Consider the following 15,571-nt stretch of genomic DNA (forward strand, 5'->3'; position numbering starts at 1 on the left):
GGAAGCGGGCGGGCCCGGCGAGGCGGGGGACCATTATGAGCGCGCCGCGGCCCACGGAACGGCCTTCTACGGCCAGCTTGCGGCGGCGAAGCTCGGCAGCCGGACCATCGCCACCGACCAGTCCGAGCCCTCCTTCAGGGAACGTGCCCGTTTCGCCTCGCGCGAGGCGGTGCAGGCGATCAGGCGCCTGGAGCAGGCCGACCACGAATGGCGCGCCCACATCCTTTATCGCGACCTGGCGGAGGCCCTTCCCGGCACGGGCGAGCTCACCCTCCTGTCGGCAATGGCGGAACGCCACGGCAACCACTACATGGCCCTGCGCATCGGCAAGCTCGCCGCCGCACGCGGGCTGGAGATCGGAACGCTGGCACATCCGGTGGGCGCGATTCCCGCCACCGCCACCATCTCGGCGGCCGGCAAGGCGCTTGCCTACGCGATCGCCAGGCAGGAGAGCGAGTTCAACGTCGGTGCCGTCTCCGGCGCCGGCGCGCGGGGCCTCCTGCAACTCATGCCGGCAACGGCCCGCGAGATGGCGAAGAAGAGCGGCCTGCCCTATTCCGCCCCCCGGCTGACCTCGGACGCCGCCTACAACGCAACGCTCGGCGCGGCCTATCTCGGCGAGCAACTCGCCCGGTTCGACGGCTCCTACATCCTCACATTCATCGGCTACAATGCCGGCCCGAGCCGCGCGCGACAGTGGGTCGAGCGCTATGGCGATCCGCGCGACCGTCCGATCGAAGAGGTTGTGGACTGGATCGAGCGCATCCCTTTCACCGAAACCCGCCATTATGTCCAGCGGGTGATGGAGAACTATCAATTCTATAAAATGCGGCTCACCGGCCGTATGGAGGTCGAGAAGGATCTGACGCGCGGGCGCTGAGGGAGAAACGGTGGGGGACGACTTCAGGGACTTCTTCTATACCTCCGGCAACGGGCTGAGGCTGCACGCACGCATTTACGGCCGGGACCTGCACGAGGATGCCCTGCCCGTCGTGTGCCTGCCGGGCCTTTCGCGCAACGCACGGGAGTTCCACGAGCTGGCGCTCGCGCTCTCGCAGGATGCCAAACGGCCGCGCAAGGTGGTGGCCTTCGACTATCGCGGGCGGGGCCGGTCGGAGCGCGATCCGGACTGGCGCAACTACACGGTCACGGTCGAGGCGGAGGATATCGCCGCCGGGCTCACCGTGCTCGGCATTGCGCACGCCGCCTTCATCGGCACCTCGCGGGGTGGGCTGATCATCATGGCGCTCGCCGCGTCGCGGCCAGCCGCACTCAAGGCCGCGGTGCTCAACGATATCGGTCCGGTCATCGAGGGCGCGGGGCTCGCGCATATCCGCAGCTATCTCGTGAACGCGCCCCGTCCGGAGAGCTTCGAAGAGGCCGTGCGATTGCAAAAATCCGTCCACGGGCAGGCCTTTCCCGCACTCACGGAGGCCGACTGGGAGCGGCACACGCACACGCTTTACCGCATCGAGAACGGCAGGCCGGTTCCTGACTATGACCGCCGGCTCGTCAAGACGCTGCAGAAGATCGACTTCAGCCGCCCGATGGCGACCGCCTGGCCGCGATTCGTAGGGCTTGCGCGCATTCCGCTCCTGGCGATCCGCGGCGCCAATTCCGGGCTCCTGTCGCGCGAGACGTTCGCGGAGATGGCGCGCCGGCACCCCGCGCTGGAAGCGATCGAGGTCGACGGCCAGGGGCACGCACCGCTTCTGGAAACCGCGGACCTGCCCCGGCGCATCGCCGGTTTCATCGCCCGGGCGGAGCGTCGGGGCGTACGGTAGCATTTTTGCGGACAAGCGGCATCGTGCCGAGGTTGCTTGGATTCGACCGTTTTACCCATGGCACAGTTCCGGCATGGGTCCTCGAGTCAAGCCCGAGGATGACGAAGTGGAGAGGTCTCCGCAAATCCCCGACATTGGCGACTGACGCAAACGCCCCTGCCGTCGTCATCCTCGGGCTTGACCCGAGGACCCATGCCTGAACGCCGGCGCGGCACCGACGATCAAAAGTGAAGGCCTCTGGTATCGCTTGCTGTCACACAAACCCGGCAAAGATAGAAAGATGAAGCGCATCGCGAGGGAATGTGAGCGCGTTGCGCTTAAACATTTCCGGGCCGATAGATGGTGTTTCCGCCCGAAACCATCTGGAATCAGGCGGATGGCTGTCCGCCACCCGGACCGACCAAACCGTCCCTCACTCAAAAAGAAAACCCGGCGGGCAAGGCCCGCCGGGTTTCCGATAGCTCTCTTCTAACCGAGATTAGAAGTTGCGCTGGAAGCGCAGGAAGCCGTGCCACTGGTCGAAGTCGCCAGCCGGCGTGTCGAACGACGCGTAGTTGACCGACAGCTTCGCGTTGAAGTCCTGAACGATCTCGTAGTCGATCGTCGTGCCGATGTTGTAGGCGTCGACATCGACGAGGGCGATACCGTGGCCGAGCTCGCTGTAGTAGCTGCCACCGAGCGAAGCGGACAGCTTCGGCGTGAAGTGGTAGCCGATCTCGGCAGCGGCGGACCATTCGGCACCGACGTGGAACGGCAGACCGGTGCTGGCGATGCCGTCGAACGGGTTGACCGAGTAGTAGCTGATGCCGCTCTCATACTGACCCATCAGGCCCGCGAACAGACGCTCGGTCAGGTTGGCCTGCAGGATACCCTTGACGGCGAACTCTTCGGCCGTGGCGTCGTAGGCACCGTACAGGTCGAAGCTGCCCCAGCCCTGGGTGATGCCGAGCTTACCGACAACGTTCGGCGTGTAGTCGTAGTCGTTGTCAGCCTCTTCGAGCACGATCGACGCGTTGAAGCCGTTGGCGCCCGCGAAGTCGTACTGCATGAAGTGGACGCGGTCATAGGGGAAGAAGCCGACATCCTGCTCACCGGAAAGACCGGTATCCCAGATCGAGTCCTTGACACCCATGGACAGGCCGCCCAGCGAGATGATGCCGTGCTGCAGACGAGCATAGCCGCCGACGCCGGCACTCGAATAAGCATCACCCTCGTTCAGGCCGGGGAATGCGGTCGGCAGGCCTGCCGGCTGGCTCTGGGCGCGAAGACGGATGTAAGCACCCAGGGTGCCGTACTCGGTCTCCGAACGCGCGTCGAAGTTCACCTCGGCACGCGCATACTTGCGCCAACCTTCGGTGTCACCCAGGTCGCCGTCGGAGTAGCCGATCTGGTAACGCATCATGCCGCTGATGCGCAGGCAGGTCTCGGTGCCGGGGATGTAGAAGAAGCCCGCGCCGTAGACGTCACAGACGCGCACATACTCCATCGGCTCCGGCTCCGGAACGAAGATGGCGTCGGCCGCCTGGGCGGCGCCGGTCGCGGCGACCGTGGCGGCCGCGGAGCCAATAAGAAGGCTCTTGATTTTCATTTTCTGACCTCCAGTCAAAGTTCTAAAAAACGGGTCTGGGTATAATTGCTGAAGGACAGCGTTCCCTGCCCCATCCCCACTGGTCGAAAAAGTTGCGCCAGCAGCGCCCCTTCTCCGCAGCCGACATTACTCACCGTTCGATGGGGATCAACCGCGTTCGGCGCGCCAAAGCCGCCGGTTCCGCGCTATCGAAAGGACCTGTTGCACAAAAGCCACGATTGTGGCCGCCGCGTTAGCCAACCGTTAACAATACCGTATGGTTTTGAGGCAAATACGGGCGGAAATCGCGCGCTCTTCGGCCCGGCCGGCCGCTCTGGCCGGGCGAATCATGCACCGGCTTGCGGGGAATCGCCCGACACCCCATCTGTCGATTCGCGCCGGATCTGGAAACGAGCGGCGCACACGGGCGCGCCGCTCGCCGAACCGCGGTCCGCGATTCGCCCGTCTTGTTGCGGATGGTGCAGATGGCGTGTTGATTGTGCCGCCGCTTTTCTCAGCCCGTCTTGGAGAGGTGGCCGAGTGGTCGAAGGCGCTCCCCTGCTAATAAGGGCGAGACACCGACCCGCCACTTTCCTGAAAATCCCAATAATTTCATATTCGCATGTCCAGGTGGTCTGCAGCCGTTCTGAGGCACTTTGCGGATTTTTTGCGAGTCCCCTGTTGTTCACGCATTGTTCCGGAAAACCATAGTTGGACTGCGTTAAAGCATATTTCCCTTAAAAATCAGTGTCTTGAGATGTCAGCTACCATGTCCAGTAGCCGCCGGTGTTTTGACACGCGAACTGCATCCGCAGCGACCCGAAAGTTCTTCGATAGCTATCAGAGCTACCGCCGGTTTCCAGGTACGTAGGGTCGGCCGGGAGCTCCCGCCGGCGGTGTAAGCCGCAAACCGATGTCCTTGCTTCCGCACATTGAACAGCAGAGTTTCGGCACCAGATCGTGCATCCAGCCCTGGTCGCGCCCCAGGCGAGCGGCGAGCGCGGTGAGATCGAGCTCGGCCCGATGGTTGCAGCCGAAACGGTAGCAATAGGCCGTGAGGGTACAGTCGTCGTCGATGACGTCACCAATCGTGCGGATGGTGAGCGGCATGTCACTTCAGCCATTGTTGCATTCAACCGACCACGCGCCTTTGCTTAAAGATCGGCTTGTCGATCGAAACGCGCGGAGGCCGATCCCAATCGACCTCGACGAGCGAGATGCGCGTCTTGGGGCGGCAGCGCGTGCATCGGAATTTGAGCGTGATTGGATCGCGGTCACCTCCGAAGAGCATCATGAGGTCAGCGGCAAGGAAATGCCCTCCTCCGTCACGCCGGCCGGCATCGTCGAGCATTATTGCGAGCATCCGGACTGCACCGCATGGGGAAGTTTCGGCTTTTCGCGCGGCAAGGATCAGCCGTCAAAATGGTTTTGCGGCGAGCACAGGTCGGCCGGTGAGCGCTACATCGGCAGAGCGTGAGCTCGAACGGTGAGCCGCTCTAGTGAGGAGCACTGCCATGCCGGAGTTCAAGATCCCCGATAGCTTCGATTTCGAAGTGGACATTGAGCCATACAACGGCGATTTGGTCGGCATTCTCTCGTTCGTCACACATGACAGTCGAGACCGGTATCTGATCGACAGAGAGGATGTCCTACGGCTCGTTTCCACACTCAACACCTTCATAGAGGGCGGATTCCGGTTTGCCCGGCACCAGGACAGCGACGGTCTGTGGGAGGTCTATGAGATCGCGAGCGGAGCGACCGTCGTAACGGAGGGCCCGCTGACGGGGCTCGACGAGCACGAGGCCCGGGGAGGTGATCGATCTCCTCCACGAGGGCATCGTGGAGCCTCATGGCCTGAAATGAAGACGACCCGCGCGCCCGAACCAAACGATGAGAAGTGCCCTGTCTGCAAGGGCAGCAGGTGGGTGTGCGAGAACCATTCGCGGCTTTCATGGCCTGATGAATGCGAGTGCGGTGCGGGATGTCCTTGCCCGGTCTGCAACATAGCCGAGCCGCCGCGGTTGCCGCCTGATTTGAGCCGGATGAGCAATAAAATAGACCCCACCCGGGCGAAGCAAGTGGAGCGTCCCGAAAGTGCGAGCCAGCGTCGGTGCCATGTCAGGCAACAACTCCGGCTCTCGGCCTTCAGAAGGAAATCACCGCGTTTGGAACAGGCTAGGCTATTGGTGGTTCCAGCCCCGACACCTTACTCCAACAAACTGAGTGCGCATGAACGTCTTGGCGTACATCCTGATCGGCATCGCGCTGCTAATCCTGATGATCAGCATAACTTCCGCCATGATGGCATCTTGAAGAGCTACTGCCCGATGCTCTCTCTTCATGCCTGCCGGCCGGCGGATTTACAGACGCCAAGCCTCCGATGTGATATAGTTCGCTGATCGTTGGGCAATAACACGACAACCAGCGACTGAGAGTTCGTTCGATCCACTAGAAGGTTTGAGTGCTCCCGTCCAGTTTTGAGGAGCACCATGTCTTCTTCTTCCGATATAAAATTCCCGCAAGGCGACCCGCAGGACGTTCAACCACGCGTCGAAGAGACGGATGAACGGGTGCAAAAAGTCAAAGAGGCACGTGATTCCGAGCGAGATTTGACTATTTGGTCCCTCACGATGCTGGGCATCATCATCGTCTCGGTCTTTGCTGTGATCGCGACTTTTATTCTTCACTAAACCAACCCCACCACCCCATTACGGAATGGTGGAGTAACCACGTTGCCTAAAGGCGGTACTCACAACTCTGCCGCCCACTCCCGCCCGGCCCGCAGCGCCTTATGCCGGCTGCTTATTCTGGCCTGGGCCTCTCACTGGCGACGGCGCTCTTGGCTTCGCTGCCCAAGCATGTCAGTTGATTAGCCCAACTCGTCCTTCCAGATCACCTTCCGCTCTTTCGAAGCAGCCCTGCGTCGGGTCTCGGCTTCGGGACCTTCAAGTGAAAGCTTCGGACGGACCCTCTTCTATTCAAGGGTCAGTCGGGCCGGTCTCTTAAGGTCCGGAAGCGATCGTAAAAGCAAAAAGCCCGGCCAAGGTGACCGGGCTAGCGGGAGGAATCATGTTCGAGATGACTCAACTAGTCTTCGTGGGCCAGAGAGCGCTTTATAATCCTGGTTGCTACACGTTCCGTCCCGTCCGAGACCCAAGTCACCGAGACGATATCACCGGCAGCAACTTTGGTATTCGCGAGGCCATCGGGAATCCTGAAGCTTTCACCGGTAACAATGACCAATGCTTTAGGATTGCTCTCAAACCTTGCCACCTTTCCGACAGACTGCTCTGCCATCGCGGCACTGGATAGCGACAGAATGAATGCTGTGAGTGATAAGGCGAGTATGCGCATCGACGCATCTCCTGAACATTCCCCGCCCAGGCGTTGTAGAGATCGTCCGAAGCGTGTCGCGTCGCGGGGCCTGCTGCCTCGCCGGCATCTCCCGATCTCCAGTCATAGTATGAACCCCTTCATGCAACAGACCAATCAACAATGAGTGGCACTGCTCCTACGTAAAAAGTGCATGGTGGAACCGTGATGACGTTGTCCGAGAGCTCAGGCTTTGAGCAGATCAGCCCGTCGAGCCGCCGCGAATGCCGCCGGGACTTGAAAAGCACGAGCAGCAAAAAGGCCCCGCCGGCCGGAGCCACCGGGGCGTGGTGATCTTCTCGACCATATTGGAGGTGCGACCTAAGGCGGAGCCGCCCGGTCAGCCAGGTGTAAGCAGCACCAAAGCCCGCAGCGGCAGACAGTACGACGCCGCCGATCCGAAACAACCAGTAGCCGAATGTGCCGGCGCCCCGAACGCGCTCCCGCATCTGACGGTACTCTTCGCTAGTCGGTCGGATCGCCGTCACTTCCTTCTCGACCGCTTCAAGCCGGTGGCCGATGTGTATCAGATCGCGTGCCGTCGCTTCCTGGACCTCACAGACCCTCCGAAGGCGAGCACCGTCTTCCTGTCCGCACCGAGCAGCGCCGGCGCCGCCGCTGCCGAGAAAGGCCGTCAGCGCGCCCCACAAACCCGTCCTCTTCTTCACCTCGTCCTCGACCTAAATTTAGTGCGGCACGACGGGAACGGGCACACGCTCCTCGTAGGGATTGGCGCCATTCAGCGCCTTGTGCAGCGCCATGCGCGTGCGTTCGCCAATGATGCCGCACCGGCCCGGCGTCGGGATGCTCACGCTGGAAGCGCTCGATTTCCGCCTTGCTGGTGCCGTAACTGGCCAAGACGAGCGCGGCGCGCCCGTAGCAGGCGAGTCAGCCGGCACAGCTGATCTTGCCACCGTTGATCCGCAGCGCGCTCCGCATGTTGGATCTTTTATCGTGCACTTCCGGCTTGGTCAGATCCCATTTGGCGGATCTAGACTTGAAATTCTATCGACATATACATCCCAAAATTGTAGCGTCGACACTGAAGGTAAGGTTTCGCGTCGAGACTGGCGGATATTGTACGCCTGTCTCTTCGGGCCTTTAACGGCTGGGGCTCTTCGTTTGTTTGCTTGGATGGACCGCATCGCGGGGTTTCGTGATGGTGAAGATCGACTCAAAATCTGTCGGGTCGGCAAGGTCCCAACTTGAAGCGGCGATGCCTCATCATCTTGCCTCCCGGCTACCTTTACTGCGAAGCCACATTCGGTCAACCACCAGGCCACCCTGATAGCGGACCGCGGGATTTCATGACTGAGGTCGATTATTCATAATCGGGCGCGGGCAAAATGGCTTATCTCGCAGTCGATGCCACCTAGGGGGATTTCAGCGGTGAACACAGGAACGGCGGCATGATATGCAGCGCGGTCCAAGCATTCCGTGAGAAGAATGCCGAGTTCGTATTCATTCTCCACTACGCATTTCGCCACAATATGCCCATCATGAAATGGGTTTCCATTCTTCTCCTGTTGCCATTTGCGATCGTTCTTCTTCCCCATGATTGGCTGGCGATCGCTTCCAACAAGGAAATATTCTTTGCGATCGCGGAGAGATTTAAGGCTGACTACGTCTACCTTTTGGAGAATAAACCAGAATTTGCGGAGGCCTATGTGGGTGGCGTTGTTATTCAACTATTTATGGTCTCATCCTGGGTGATTATAAACAACTATTTGGCAATAACATCAAATGACAAGATTTATGTATCAGATAAAAGCGCAATGTATTTATACTTTGGAATATTGTCTATTTTTGGTTCTTTCATGTTTTATTTTATCTCATCACGCATGAGTGATTTTGGGTTATCGACAGATATTTCTTGGTTTGCGGACAACCCAGATTCTAGAAAAAAGCTTGTTCCTATTCCAACGAATTCAACCGCATTCATTATGTCGGGGGGGGTATTGTTTTGTGTGGCTTTAGCATTGACGGCTATTGTGCAGATACCGTGTATTTTTTTCTTGGCCGCAGAATAAGGTTTGATGAAATCGAGGGGGAATACAATCGTGGAAAATAAAGGCTCTGCACATCCATTCGATACTGCGGCCGAGGGGATCGTAAACGGGCATTTCGGGGCGGTGGGGAGTGCCCCCGCCCTCAAGGACCTCAAAGGGGCCACGCGTTCGCTGTTCGGATTGGGGATTGCCGGGTCGATTCTGTTTGACATCGACGAATATGCCGCGGCCAACTTGAAGCAACGATGCCTTCGCGCTTCCTGCGAAGCCCCCCTTTGCAGCGCTTTGAATGTCTGAGGCTATCTCTTACGCATCATCGGCGTCATCTTACTTTCACAGGATTATACAACCAGATGGTTCACAGCGGATTGCAAGGTGGAAGATGTGATGTGGATGGATTTTTCCAGGCGGAGAGGCATCCTTGCGGTGCTGCTTTCCTTTGCCATTGCCATCCTGTTTCTCGCGCGCCCTGCGGATGCCTCGGAATGCACTGTGGATGAAGCGGCCAGGCCGATCGCAAAGGCCATAGTGGAGATCCTGGAAGCACCTAATAACGAAGTTCGAACCAATGCCACGCTGGAAGGGTGCACGCTAAGACGGGAGCAGCTGATATTAAAATATCACTGCGTAGTTCCGAGGAAAACTAAGTTACGCGTGGAAGAGATATACCTGGAATCAAATTACGATGTTTCTGCGAGACCAGTGAGTGGTAGAAACACTGTATGGTTTCTATGAAAGACAAGTGGTTTTGGATGTTCTATGAGAAAAAGACTAGATCTATTATCATAAATGCAACGGGAAACATAATGAGTCGTTTAGTGAATTTCCCGGAGGAATTATAGTTGACAGGGGAAGCGATGGAGAGCTTGGAAGCTTATTTAGAGAATACATAAAACATATACGTGACTAGGCGGCTGGAAATGGGTCAGTAGCAGGGGCTAAGCAATGAGGCTGACAGAAGACACTTTTGATCAGATTGACCTCTACGACGGCCACTCGAGCGCTGGCAGTTCGGCAATGAAGCCTTCCACGGCCGGCGCCGCGCGCTCGCCCGCCGTCACCTTGTCCAACTCGCCAAGCGCATAACCCCATACCTGATCGCGCCAGGCGACGAATGCCTGCGCCTCCTCCGCCCAGGCCGCATTGGTGCTGGTGATGTAGGTGGCGAGCGTGAAGGCATCATCGTACTGCCGCTCCTGCGCCTTGGCGTCGAGGTGTGCCTGGACGGGGCGGCGGAAGTCGTCAACGGTCGGTTCAGGTGGTGTGGGTGGTGGGTTGATCGTCATCTCTACAAGTGCCGGGATCTCGGACTCGTCGAGGGTGCTCACATGGAGCACGCGCGGTTCGTTCGTCGAGCCGGGCAGAAGGGTCTCCGTGATCTTGTAGAGCTTCCCAAGATCGCCGTTGTCCACCACGACTTCATGAATGTAGTCCATCATGCACTGTTCCTCGTCCGAATCCCATGAAGCCAAATGGTCCAGCACTCGAACCGTTCTGCCAGGCGTACCCATTTTGGGCGGAAGCAAAGGTAAAGCCACCACCGCGCATGTCGCCAACACTACCCAGCAAATGGACGTTCCCCCTGCCGCCAATCCCCACAGCAATCCCCCCGAGTCGTGCCTGTTGACGATCATCAGCCCTGAGAAGTTGCGCCAGATGAAGGGGGCATTAGCACCGACTGTTACGGAAAATTCACCGGTGCTCAGAAAGGCGGAGCTGTTGCCATCATTAACCTGCTGCGACACGATTGGGCCGGTCATCGCACCACCGCCCTTGTCCAGCGGATTGATATTCCCGGTGTGCCAGAAGCCGTTCCAAGCTTGCCACGAGCCGGTGCCAATGGGTGGCGGGTTTCCGACCCGGAAGGCCATTTGTGCACTGTCGAAGTCCGAGATGATCTGCAGGACAGTGTCACTGCTTCCGCCGCGACACCACTATCAACTGGCCGTAGTCTAGTCCGGCGGACCATTGACGTAGTTGTTGATGCGATAGAGCGCCAGCGCCGCTGGCCGGGTAAAAACGGCGTGCCGGAGAACTATGTCGCCGGCTGCCCCAACTTCCCCGAATGCGATTGCACCGAGGCCTGCGCCGGCGAGGCAAAGCCGCGACGCTTGGCACTGGCCGAATGGATCCTTATCGGCTGTATACTCGCCGCCACGGCGATCGCGATCTCGCACCTGGTCGCTCTGGGAGGAAGCCATGTCTGATTTCTCAATCACCCGCAACAAACTGCTGGCCGCCGCTGGTGCCGCTTCATGTGCTACCGTCGAGCTGATCGAGGGAACCAGGCGTGAAGCCCTGGACATGACCACCGGTCCCCAGGCTCTCGAGATGCTCGTTGCCGCCATCCGCCTCACACAAGAGGCGATCGAATCGGACGCCGCCGGCGAGAAAGTGACCCTGGATAATCAGCAGGTCCTCGAGACGGTTGCGCGCGTGCTGGAAGAAGGTGAATGATGCCGCCGGCGACAAAGCCCGCCGCCAGGACGATCTGCTCGAGCCCGGCCTTCAGTCCGCCTGCATGTCGGCAAGGCCCCTGCTGGGCTCTCGGCCGACGTTCCTCCTGCCCTCGTTCGGCGCAATGCGCTCCACCAGGAACGGCGTGAGATTGTGCCCCCTGTGCGGGCGAAACAGAACGCGCGCGTTGATTCCCTCAGCTGCGAGACCGTCGACATATGAATGCGCAAGACCGCTCGTGCTGAACCGCTCGATCAGCAGCATGATTCCCCCACTTCGATTGCCATCATTTCAACGGATTGTTTCGGACCTTAACAATTTATCTCGGTTAATTGGACCTATCCGAAAGCGGTATGTCGAACCGTTGGACCGGGCGCCTCTGCACCGCTCCCAGCGCGGCGGCTCCATCTTCCCCTGCCACCCGCTGAGAGCCTGCGGCCTCGACCGGAGGAACCCGTGATCGAGCACCACGAAGCCAAGAACCAGGTCTGCTGCGACAGCTGCCCCGCATGCTACCCCAACACCTATGCCGACGAGGATTTCGCGGTGATGATCGCCGACGTCAAGACGGCCGGCTGGATCATCCGCAAGCTCAAAGCCGACCCGAACCGCGATACCGACACGGCCGAGCTGTTCGGTGCGGAGCCTCGCCTGGCGCGAAAGGAAAGCGATCGCATCGTTCCGTTTTTCGCTGCACGAACCTGCAAAATGCCTTTTCGTTGAAAGGGCAGAAAAGGCCTTGTCTCCTGCGGCTTTACCCTTTATCAGCCCGTCTTGGAGAGGTGGCCGAGTGGTCGAAGGCGCTCCCCTGCTAAGGGAGTAGACGGGCAACCGTCTCGAGGGTTCGAATCCCTTCCTCTCCGCCACCACGCTATTGCGCGACACGGCTACCCACGGGCATTTCAGGCGCATATTCGAAAGTCCCGGTCGGGAAATTGCGGCCGCGCGCTGGCGCGGCCGTCTTGAGCAGTGGTGCCGGCAACCGTGCCGCCCCGAGGGGCGACGGATCGCCAGAACCCATCAGCGCATGGCGGCGATGGCGTCCAGCTTGACCCGGTGCTCCTTACTCAACCTCAGTCCGGCTGCGGCGACGTTCTCGCGCAGGTGAGCGCGCCGGGACGTGCCCGGGATGAGCAGGATATTCGGGCTGCGATCGAGCAGCCAGGCGAGGGCGACGCTTTGCGACGATTGCCCCATTTCCTCGGCCACCTGTTTCAGTTCATCCGCTTGCAGCGGGGTAAAGCCGCCCAGCGGGAAATAGGGAACATAGGCAATGCCGGCTTCGGCCAGTGCATCGATCATCGCGTCGTCATCGCGGTGGACGAGGTTATAGTGGTTCTGCACGCAGACCACCGGGGCAATGTCGCGCGCGATCTTCAATTGCGTCGCGCTGACGGTGCTGATGCCGATGTGGTCGAGCAGTCCTCCGTCCTGCATCTGCCGCATGACTTTCATCGGCGCGGCAATGTCGTCATCGGGGCCGCCCATGCGCAAATTGACGATCGCCATCCGCTCAAGGCCGAGCCGCTCCAGATTATCCTCCACCGATTTGCGCAGGAAACCGGGACCGCGCTCAAGGATCCAGTCGCCCTTGTCGTCGCGCCAAGCGCCGATCTTGGTTACGAGCGTTAGATGCTCGGGGTAAGGAAAAAGCGCCTCACGGATCAGACGATTGGTCACATAGGGGCCATAGAAATCGCTGGTGTCGATATGGTCGACGCCGAGCTCCAGCGCCTCTCGCAGGACGGCGCGGGCCTCGTCGGGGTCGGCGGGTTCGCCGAATACATGCGGCCCGGCCAGTTGCATGGCGCCGTAGCCCATGCGGTTCACCGAGATCGCCGTGCCGGGAAAGGTGAAGCGGCCGGCGGCCGCTGCGGGGGATTGGTTATTCATCGGGGTCTCCTTTCCCCGCTGATATGATTGATCGGCTGCACCTTGATAAGCAGGGGTCAGCCGAATAGCTTGTTCGCTATGCCGAACAGCAATCCGTTTGCGTCCTTGGATGACCTGTCGCTCTTTCTCGCCGTTTCCAGAACGGGCGGCTTTCGCACGGCGGCCCGATGGCTGGGCGTGTCCCCTTCGACCGTGAGTGAGACCATCGCGCGGCTGGAGAAGCGGTTGGGCGTGCCGCTCCTGGTCCGCACGACACGAAGCGTGCAACTCACGGACGCGGGGCGCGCGCTTGCCGAGCGCCTGGAACCGGTCATGTCGGAGGCCCGGGCGGCGCTGGACGATGCGGCGAGCTCGCAGAACCGGGTCCGGGGACGCCTCAAGCTGAACGTGCCGGGCGCGGTGATGATGGATATCCTGCCGCCGCTGATCGACAGGTTTCTCGCCGCCCACCCCGACGTGCACATCGAAGTAATGGTCGACGACCGGCTCGTCGACATCACCGCAGCAGGGTGTGACGCCGGCATCCGTTATGGCGAGCATCTCGCGCAGGACATGATCGCGGTGCCCATCGGCCCGCGACGCCAGTGGGGTGCGTTGGCCGCTTCACAGGATTACCTGAACAGGCACGGCGTGCCGGAGCACCCGCGCGATCTCTTGAAGCACGATTGCATCCGCATGCGCTTTGCAAGCGGAGCGTTGACCGAGTGGGAATTCGCAAAGGGGGACGAAACGCTGATGATCGATCCCCCCGCACGCCTGATCGTCGGCACGAGCGGCGTGGCGGCGGCCATCGACATGGCGATCGCCGGGCACGGACTGATCTATACCTTTCGCAACTGGCTCGATCCGCATCTGGAGCGCGGAACGCTTGTGCCCGTCCTTTCCGGCTGGTGGCTCGCCTTCGATGGCCCGCGCCTTTACTTTTCCAGCCGCTTCATGCCGGCGCCGCTCCGCGCCTTCGTCGATTTCGTCGCTCAACAGCGCGCCCCGGCTGATCGGGCGAACCGGTTGTAAGTGCTTTGGGGGACGGACATCGAGACGTGGGACCACTGACGCGTCAGCAATCTCCCCGCGTGGCCGACGGCCACAAGATCAAATGATGGGAATGGCGGATCCTATGCGTTCCCAAGCCTTGCCGTTTTCCTGCGACTGGCGGGCGAAGTATCGGTAGGGCGTATGCGACCAGTCTTTCACCGAAGATGTTCTATTGTCGAGGATAAGGTCGCCCCTGGAGGTCCTTGCCGTGAGCACCGTATGCCCTTCTCCGCCGCTTCGGGCGACCGTCAGAAGGAGCGCCGAGGCAGGCCAGCCGAGCTTTATCAGTTCCGCCTTTTTCAGAATGGCGTAATCTTCGCAGTCGCCGTACTTTGCCGGCACTCTCCAGTCATCGGCCCTCCCGCTCGTCGCGACATCGGATCGCTCGATGATGCGCCGGTTCACCGAATTGTTCACCTTCCTGAGCTCTGCGAGCCGCGAATCGGACAACTCGACCAGCTTCTGGCTTCCGCTGGTGCTGCAGAGCCTTGCCTGACGGGCACAGAAGTGGCGGAATGCCGGAGGCGCAAAAGCGCGGCCGGTAAGCTCCATCCGCGTCCCCCCGCTCAACGGGGCAGTCGTCCCCGCCGATGCGGCGGAAATCGAACCGGTCGTATCACTGCAGCCGGTGCTCGCCATGAGGAGCACGCATAAAGCTATTGTATTAAATTTCATTCGGGACCCCACTCGTGGGCAGTGTCCTAATTTGGCATTGGATCGTTAAGCAACTCCTATCGATGCATGGCCCACCGACTTTCCACCCAAACGATGTAACAGGCTGTAATCCGGAATTCCGAGCATTTTGCAGAACAAAGGAATTGACCGCATTCAGATCTGCTCCATCCGGATCGTTTGCACCGATCTGAAATACCCCTTAATGTATATTGAAACTATATCCAATAAACCGTCGTGAACTGGCAATAAGTAAATCTAGTTCTACGCATCATCCCTTAAGAATAACAATTCACAACAAGTGACAACTTACGCTCAATTATGAGATTTGTATAAAACTCGCCTCTTTCGCACGCTTTCTTTCTGGGAGATACAAAATGCGAAACGCGAAAATGAGATATGCTCGCACGACGATGCTGGCATCATTTGGGCTCATGTTGTCGATGCCGATCATGCCCGTTTCGGCCCAGAACAGCGTCAGACCCATCCTCAGCCAGGAGCAGTGCCTTCCGCTGTCCGAGCAGAACTACGCGATTTGTTGCGTAGCCCGGAACCGGGCCGTCCTGCTTTCCCCTGCCGAGTTGGACCAGTGCCCGCCCATCACGACCAGCCAGGTTCAAAATGCACTCAACAATCGCAATGACGGCGGCGGCGGCGTTGGCGGGGGTGTGGACCTCAGCTTTGACGGCGGCGGCATAGGCGGCGGCGCCAATCCCGGTAGCCTGTTTGGCGGCGGCGACGGAGGCGGCTCCGGCGGTGGCGAAGGTGGCGGCGGTGGTGGC

General features: G+C 59.9%; 21 protein-coding genes, 1 tRNA gene and 1 pseudogene. 14 read left to right on the plus strand and 9 right to left on the minus strand.

Going from position 1 to position 15,571, the window contains the following annotated elements; genetic code table 11:
* Together ACFP9U_RS16985 and ACFP9U_RS16990 are read left to right on the plus strand one after the other, a co-directional pair.
* The coding region (locus ACFP9U_RS16985) for a lytic transglycosylase domain-containing protein (RefSeq protein WP_378623262.1) at positions 1 to 880 on the plus strand (880 nt) is incomplete at its 5' end.
* A gap of 10 nt (positions 881 to 890) precedes the next feature.
* Positions 891 to 1,784, plus strand: coding sequence for an alpha/beta fold hydrolase (locus ACFP9U_RS16990; RefSeq protein ID WP_378623264.1), 894 nt, complete (start codon positions 891 to 893; stop codon positions 1,782 to 1,784).
* Positions 1,785 to 2,262: 478 nt separating this feature from the next.
* Here the strand turns inward: ACFP9U_RS16990 and ACFP9U_RS16995 are convergent, their stop codons facing one another.
* Both ACFP9U_RS16995 and ACFP9U_RS17000 read right to left on the minus strand, forming a co-directional pair.
* Positions 2,263 to 3,372: a porin gene (locus ACFP9U_RS16995; RefSeq protein WP_378623266.1), complete on the minus strand. Its 1,110-nt coding sequence runs from the start codon at positions 3,370 to 3,372 to the stop codon at positions 2,263 to 2,265.
* Between the two features lie 825 nt (positions 3,373 to 4,197).
* A complete protein-coding gene (locus tag ACFP9U_RS17000; RefSeq protein ID WP_378623268.1) occupies positions 4,198 to 4,461 on the minus strand; it encodes a hypothetical protein in 264 nt (87 codons plus the stop codon).
* On the opposite strand from ACFP9U_RS17000, the gene ACFP9U_RS17005 reads away from it, so the two are divergent.
* The 3 genes from ACFP9U_RS17005 to ACFP9U_RS17015 all read left to right on the plus strand — a co-directional run bounded on the left by ACFP9U_RS17005 (position 4,460) and on the right by ACFP9U_RS17015 (position 6,041).
* Entirely contained in the window at positions 4,460 to 4,828 is a 369-nt protein-coding gene (locus tag ACFP9U_RS17005) for a hypothetical protein (RefSeq protein WP_378623270.1), read from the plus strand. The genes ACFP9U_RS17000 and ACFP9U_RS17005 overlap by 2 nt on opposite strands.
* Positions 4,829 to 4,865: 37 nt before the next feature.
* Positions 4,866 to 5,750, plus strand: coding sequence for a hypothetical protein (locus ACFP9U_RS17010; protein WP_378623272.1), 885 nt, complete (start codon positions 4,866 to 4,868; stop codon positions 5,748 to 5,750).
* A 90-nt stretch (positions 5,751 to 5,840) separates the two neighbouring features.
* A complete protein-coding gene (locus ACFP9U_RS17015) occupies positions 5,841 to 6,041 on the plus strand; it encodes a hypothetical protein (RefSeq protein WP_378623274.1) in 201 nt (66 codons plus the stop codon).
* Positions 6,042 to 6,438: 397 nt separating this feature from the next.
* Here ACFP9U_RS17015 and ACFP9U_RS17020 read toward each other — a convergent pair whose 3' ends face one another.
* The 3 genes from ACFP9U_RS17020 to ACFP9U_RS17030 form a co-directional block, all read right to left on the minus strand.
* On the minus strand, positions 6,439 to 6,705 hold the full coding sequence (locus tag ACFP9U_RS17020) for a hypothetical protein (RefSeq protein ID WP_378623277.1): 267 nt from the start codon (positions 6,703 to 6,705) through the stop codon (positions 6,439 to 6,441).
* 119 nt (positions 6,706 to 6,824) lie between these two features.
* Positions 6,825 to 7,391 (minus strand): hypothetical protein, encoded by a 567-nt coding sequence (locus tag ACFP9U_RS17025; RefSeq protein ID WP_378623279.1) that lies wholly within the window; start codon positions 7,389 to 7,391, stop codon positions 6,825 to 6,827.
* An 18-nt stretch (positions 7,392 to 7,409) separates the two neighbouring features.
* Positions 7,410 to 7,535 (minus strand): hypothetical protein, encoded by a 126-nt coding sequence (locus ACFP9U_RS17030; protein ID WP_378623281.1) that lies wholly within the window; start codon positions 7,533 to 7,535, stop codon positions 7,410 to 7,412.
* Positions 7,536 to 8,132: 597 nt separating this feature from the next.
* Between ACFP9U_RS17030 and ACFP9U_RS17035 the strand changes: the two genes are divergently transcribed.
* From ACFP9U_RS17035 to ACFP9U_RS17045, 3 genes are all read left to right on the plus strand, one after another.
* Positions 8,133 to 8,753 carry a hypothetical protein gene (locus ACFP9U_RS17035; RefSeq protein WP_378623284.1) on the plus strand — a complete coding sequence of 207 codons (621 nt, stop codon included), beginning with the start codon at positions 8,133 to 8,135 and terminating at the stop codon, positions 8,751 to 8,753.
* Between the two features lie 30 nt (positions 8,754 to 8,783).
* Complete coding sequence (locus ACFP9U_RS17040) at positions 8,784 to 9,029, plus strand: hypothetical protein (protein ID WP_378623286.1); 246 nt, start codon at positions 8,784 to 8,786, stop codon at positions 9,027 to 9,029.
* 78 nt (positions 9,030 to 9,107) lie between these two features.
* Complete coding sequence (locus ACFP9U_RS17045; protein ID WP_378623288.1) at positions 9,108 to 9,467, plus strand: hypothetical protein; 360 nt, start codon at positions 9,108 to 9,110, stop codon at positions 9,465 to 9,467.
* A 248-nt stretch (positions 9,468 to 9,715) separates the two neighbouring features.
* Here the strand turns inward: ACFP9U_RS17045 and ACFP9U_RS17050 are convergent, their stop codons facing one another.
* Positions 9,716 to 10,603, minus strand: a complete 888-nt coding sequence (locus ACFP9U_RS17050) for a hypothetical protein (protein ID WP_378623290.1) — start codon at positions 10,601 to 10,603, stop codon at positions 9,716 to 9,718.
* Positions 10,604 to 10,756: 153 nt separating this feature from the next.
* Here ACFP9U_RS17050 and ACFP9U_RS17055 point away from each other — a divergent pair, with 153 nt between their 5' ends.
* Both ACFP9U_RS17055 and ACFP9U_RS17060 read left to right on the plus strand, forming a co-directional pair.
* Positions 10,757 to 10,939 carry a hypothetical protein gene (locus tag ACFP9U_RS17055; RefSeq protein ID WP_378623292.1) on the plus strand — a complete coding sequence of 61 codons (183 nt, stop codon included), beginning with the start codon at positions 10,757 to 10,759 and terminating at the stop codon, positions 10,937 to 10,939.
* Positions 10,932 to 11,189 (plus strand): hypothetical protein, encoded by a 258-nt coding sequence (locus tag ACFP9U_RS17060; protein ID WP_378623295.1) that lies wholly within the window; start codon positions 10,932 to 10,934, stop codon positions 11,187 to 11,189. Before ACFP9U_RS17055 ends, ACFP9U_RS17060 begins: the two co-directional genes overlap by 8 nt.
* A gap of 51 nt (positions 11,190 to 11,240) precedes the next feature.
* On the opposite strand, the gene ACFP9U_RS17065 is transcribed toward ACFP9U_RS17060, so the two are convergent.
* On the minus strand, positions 11,241 to 11,453 hold the full coding sequence (locus ACFP9U_RS17065; RefSeq protein WP_378623297.1) for a hypothetical protein: 213 nt from the start codon (positions 11,451 to 11,453) through the stop codon (positions 11,241 to 11,243).
* Between the two features lie 192 nt (positions 11,454 to 11,645).
* On the opposite strand from ACFP9U_RS17065, the gene ACFP9U_RS17070 reads away from it, so the two are divergent.
* Together ACFP9U_RS17070 and ACFP9U_RS17075 are read left to right on the plus strand one after the other, a co-directional pair.
* On the plus strand, positions 11,646 to 11,912 hold the full coding sequence (locus ACFP9U_RS17070) for a hypothetical protein (protein WP_378623298.1): 267 nt from the start codon (positions 11,646 to 11,648) through the stop codon (positions 11,910 to 11,912).
* A 53-nt stretch (positions 11,913 to 11,965) separates the two neighbouring features.
* Positions 11,966 to 12,055 (plus strand) — tRNA-Ser (locus tag ACFP9U_RS17075).
* A gap of 154 nt (positions 12,056 to 12,209) precedes the next feature.
* Here ACFP9U_RS17075 and ACFP9U_RS17080 read toward each other — a convergent pair.
* Positions 12,210 to 13,082 carry an oxidoreductase gene (locus ACFP9U_RS17080; protein ID WP_378623300.1) on the minus strand — a complete coding sequence of 291 codons (873 nt, stop codon included), beginning with the start codon at positions 13,080 to 13,082 and terminating at the stop codon, positions 12,210 to 12,212.
* Positions 13,083 to 13,160: 78 nt separating this feature from the next.
* Between ACFP9U_RS17080 and ACFP9U_RS17085 the strand changes: the two genes are divergently transcribed.
* A complete protein-coding gene (locus ACFP9U_RS17085) occupies positions 13,161 to 14,096 on the plus strand; it encodes a LysR family transcriptional regulator (RefSeq protein ID WP_378623302.1) in 936 nt (311 codons plus the stop codon).
* Between the two features lie 78 nt (positions 14,097 to 14,174).
* Here ACFP9U_RS17085 and ACFP9U_RS17090 read toward each other — a convergent pair whose 3' ends face one another.
* Positions 14,175 to 14,792, minus strand: coding sequence for a transglutaminase-like cysteine peptidase (locus ACFP9U_RS17090; protein ID WP_378623304.1), 618 nt, complete (start codon positions 14,790 to 14,792; stop codon positions 14,175 to 14,177).
* 374 nt (positions 14,793 to 15,166) lie between these two features.
* Here ACFP9U_RS17090 and ACFP9U_RS17095 point away from each other — a divergent pair.
* Positions 15,167 to 15,571 (plus strand): annotated as a pseudogene (locus tag ACFP9U_RS17095) (hypothetical protein); the annotation flags it as partial.

The sequence above is a fragment of the Nitratireductor sp. GCM10026969 genome, assembly GCF_042660605.1.
Lineage (GTDB): Bacteria > Pseudomonadota > Alphaproteobacteria > Rhizobiales > Rhizobiaceae > Chelativorans.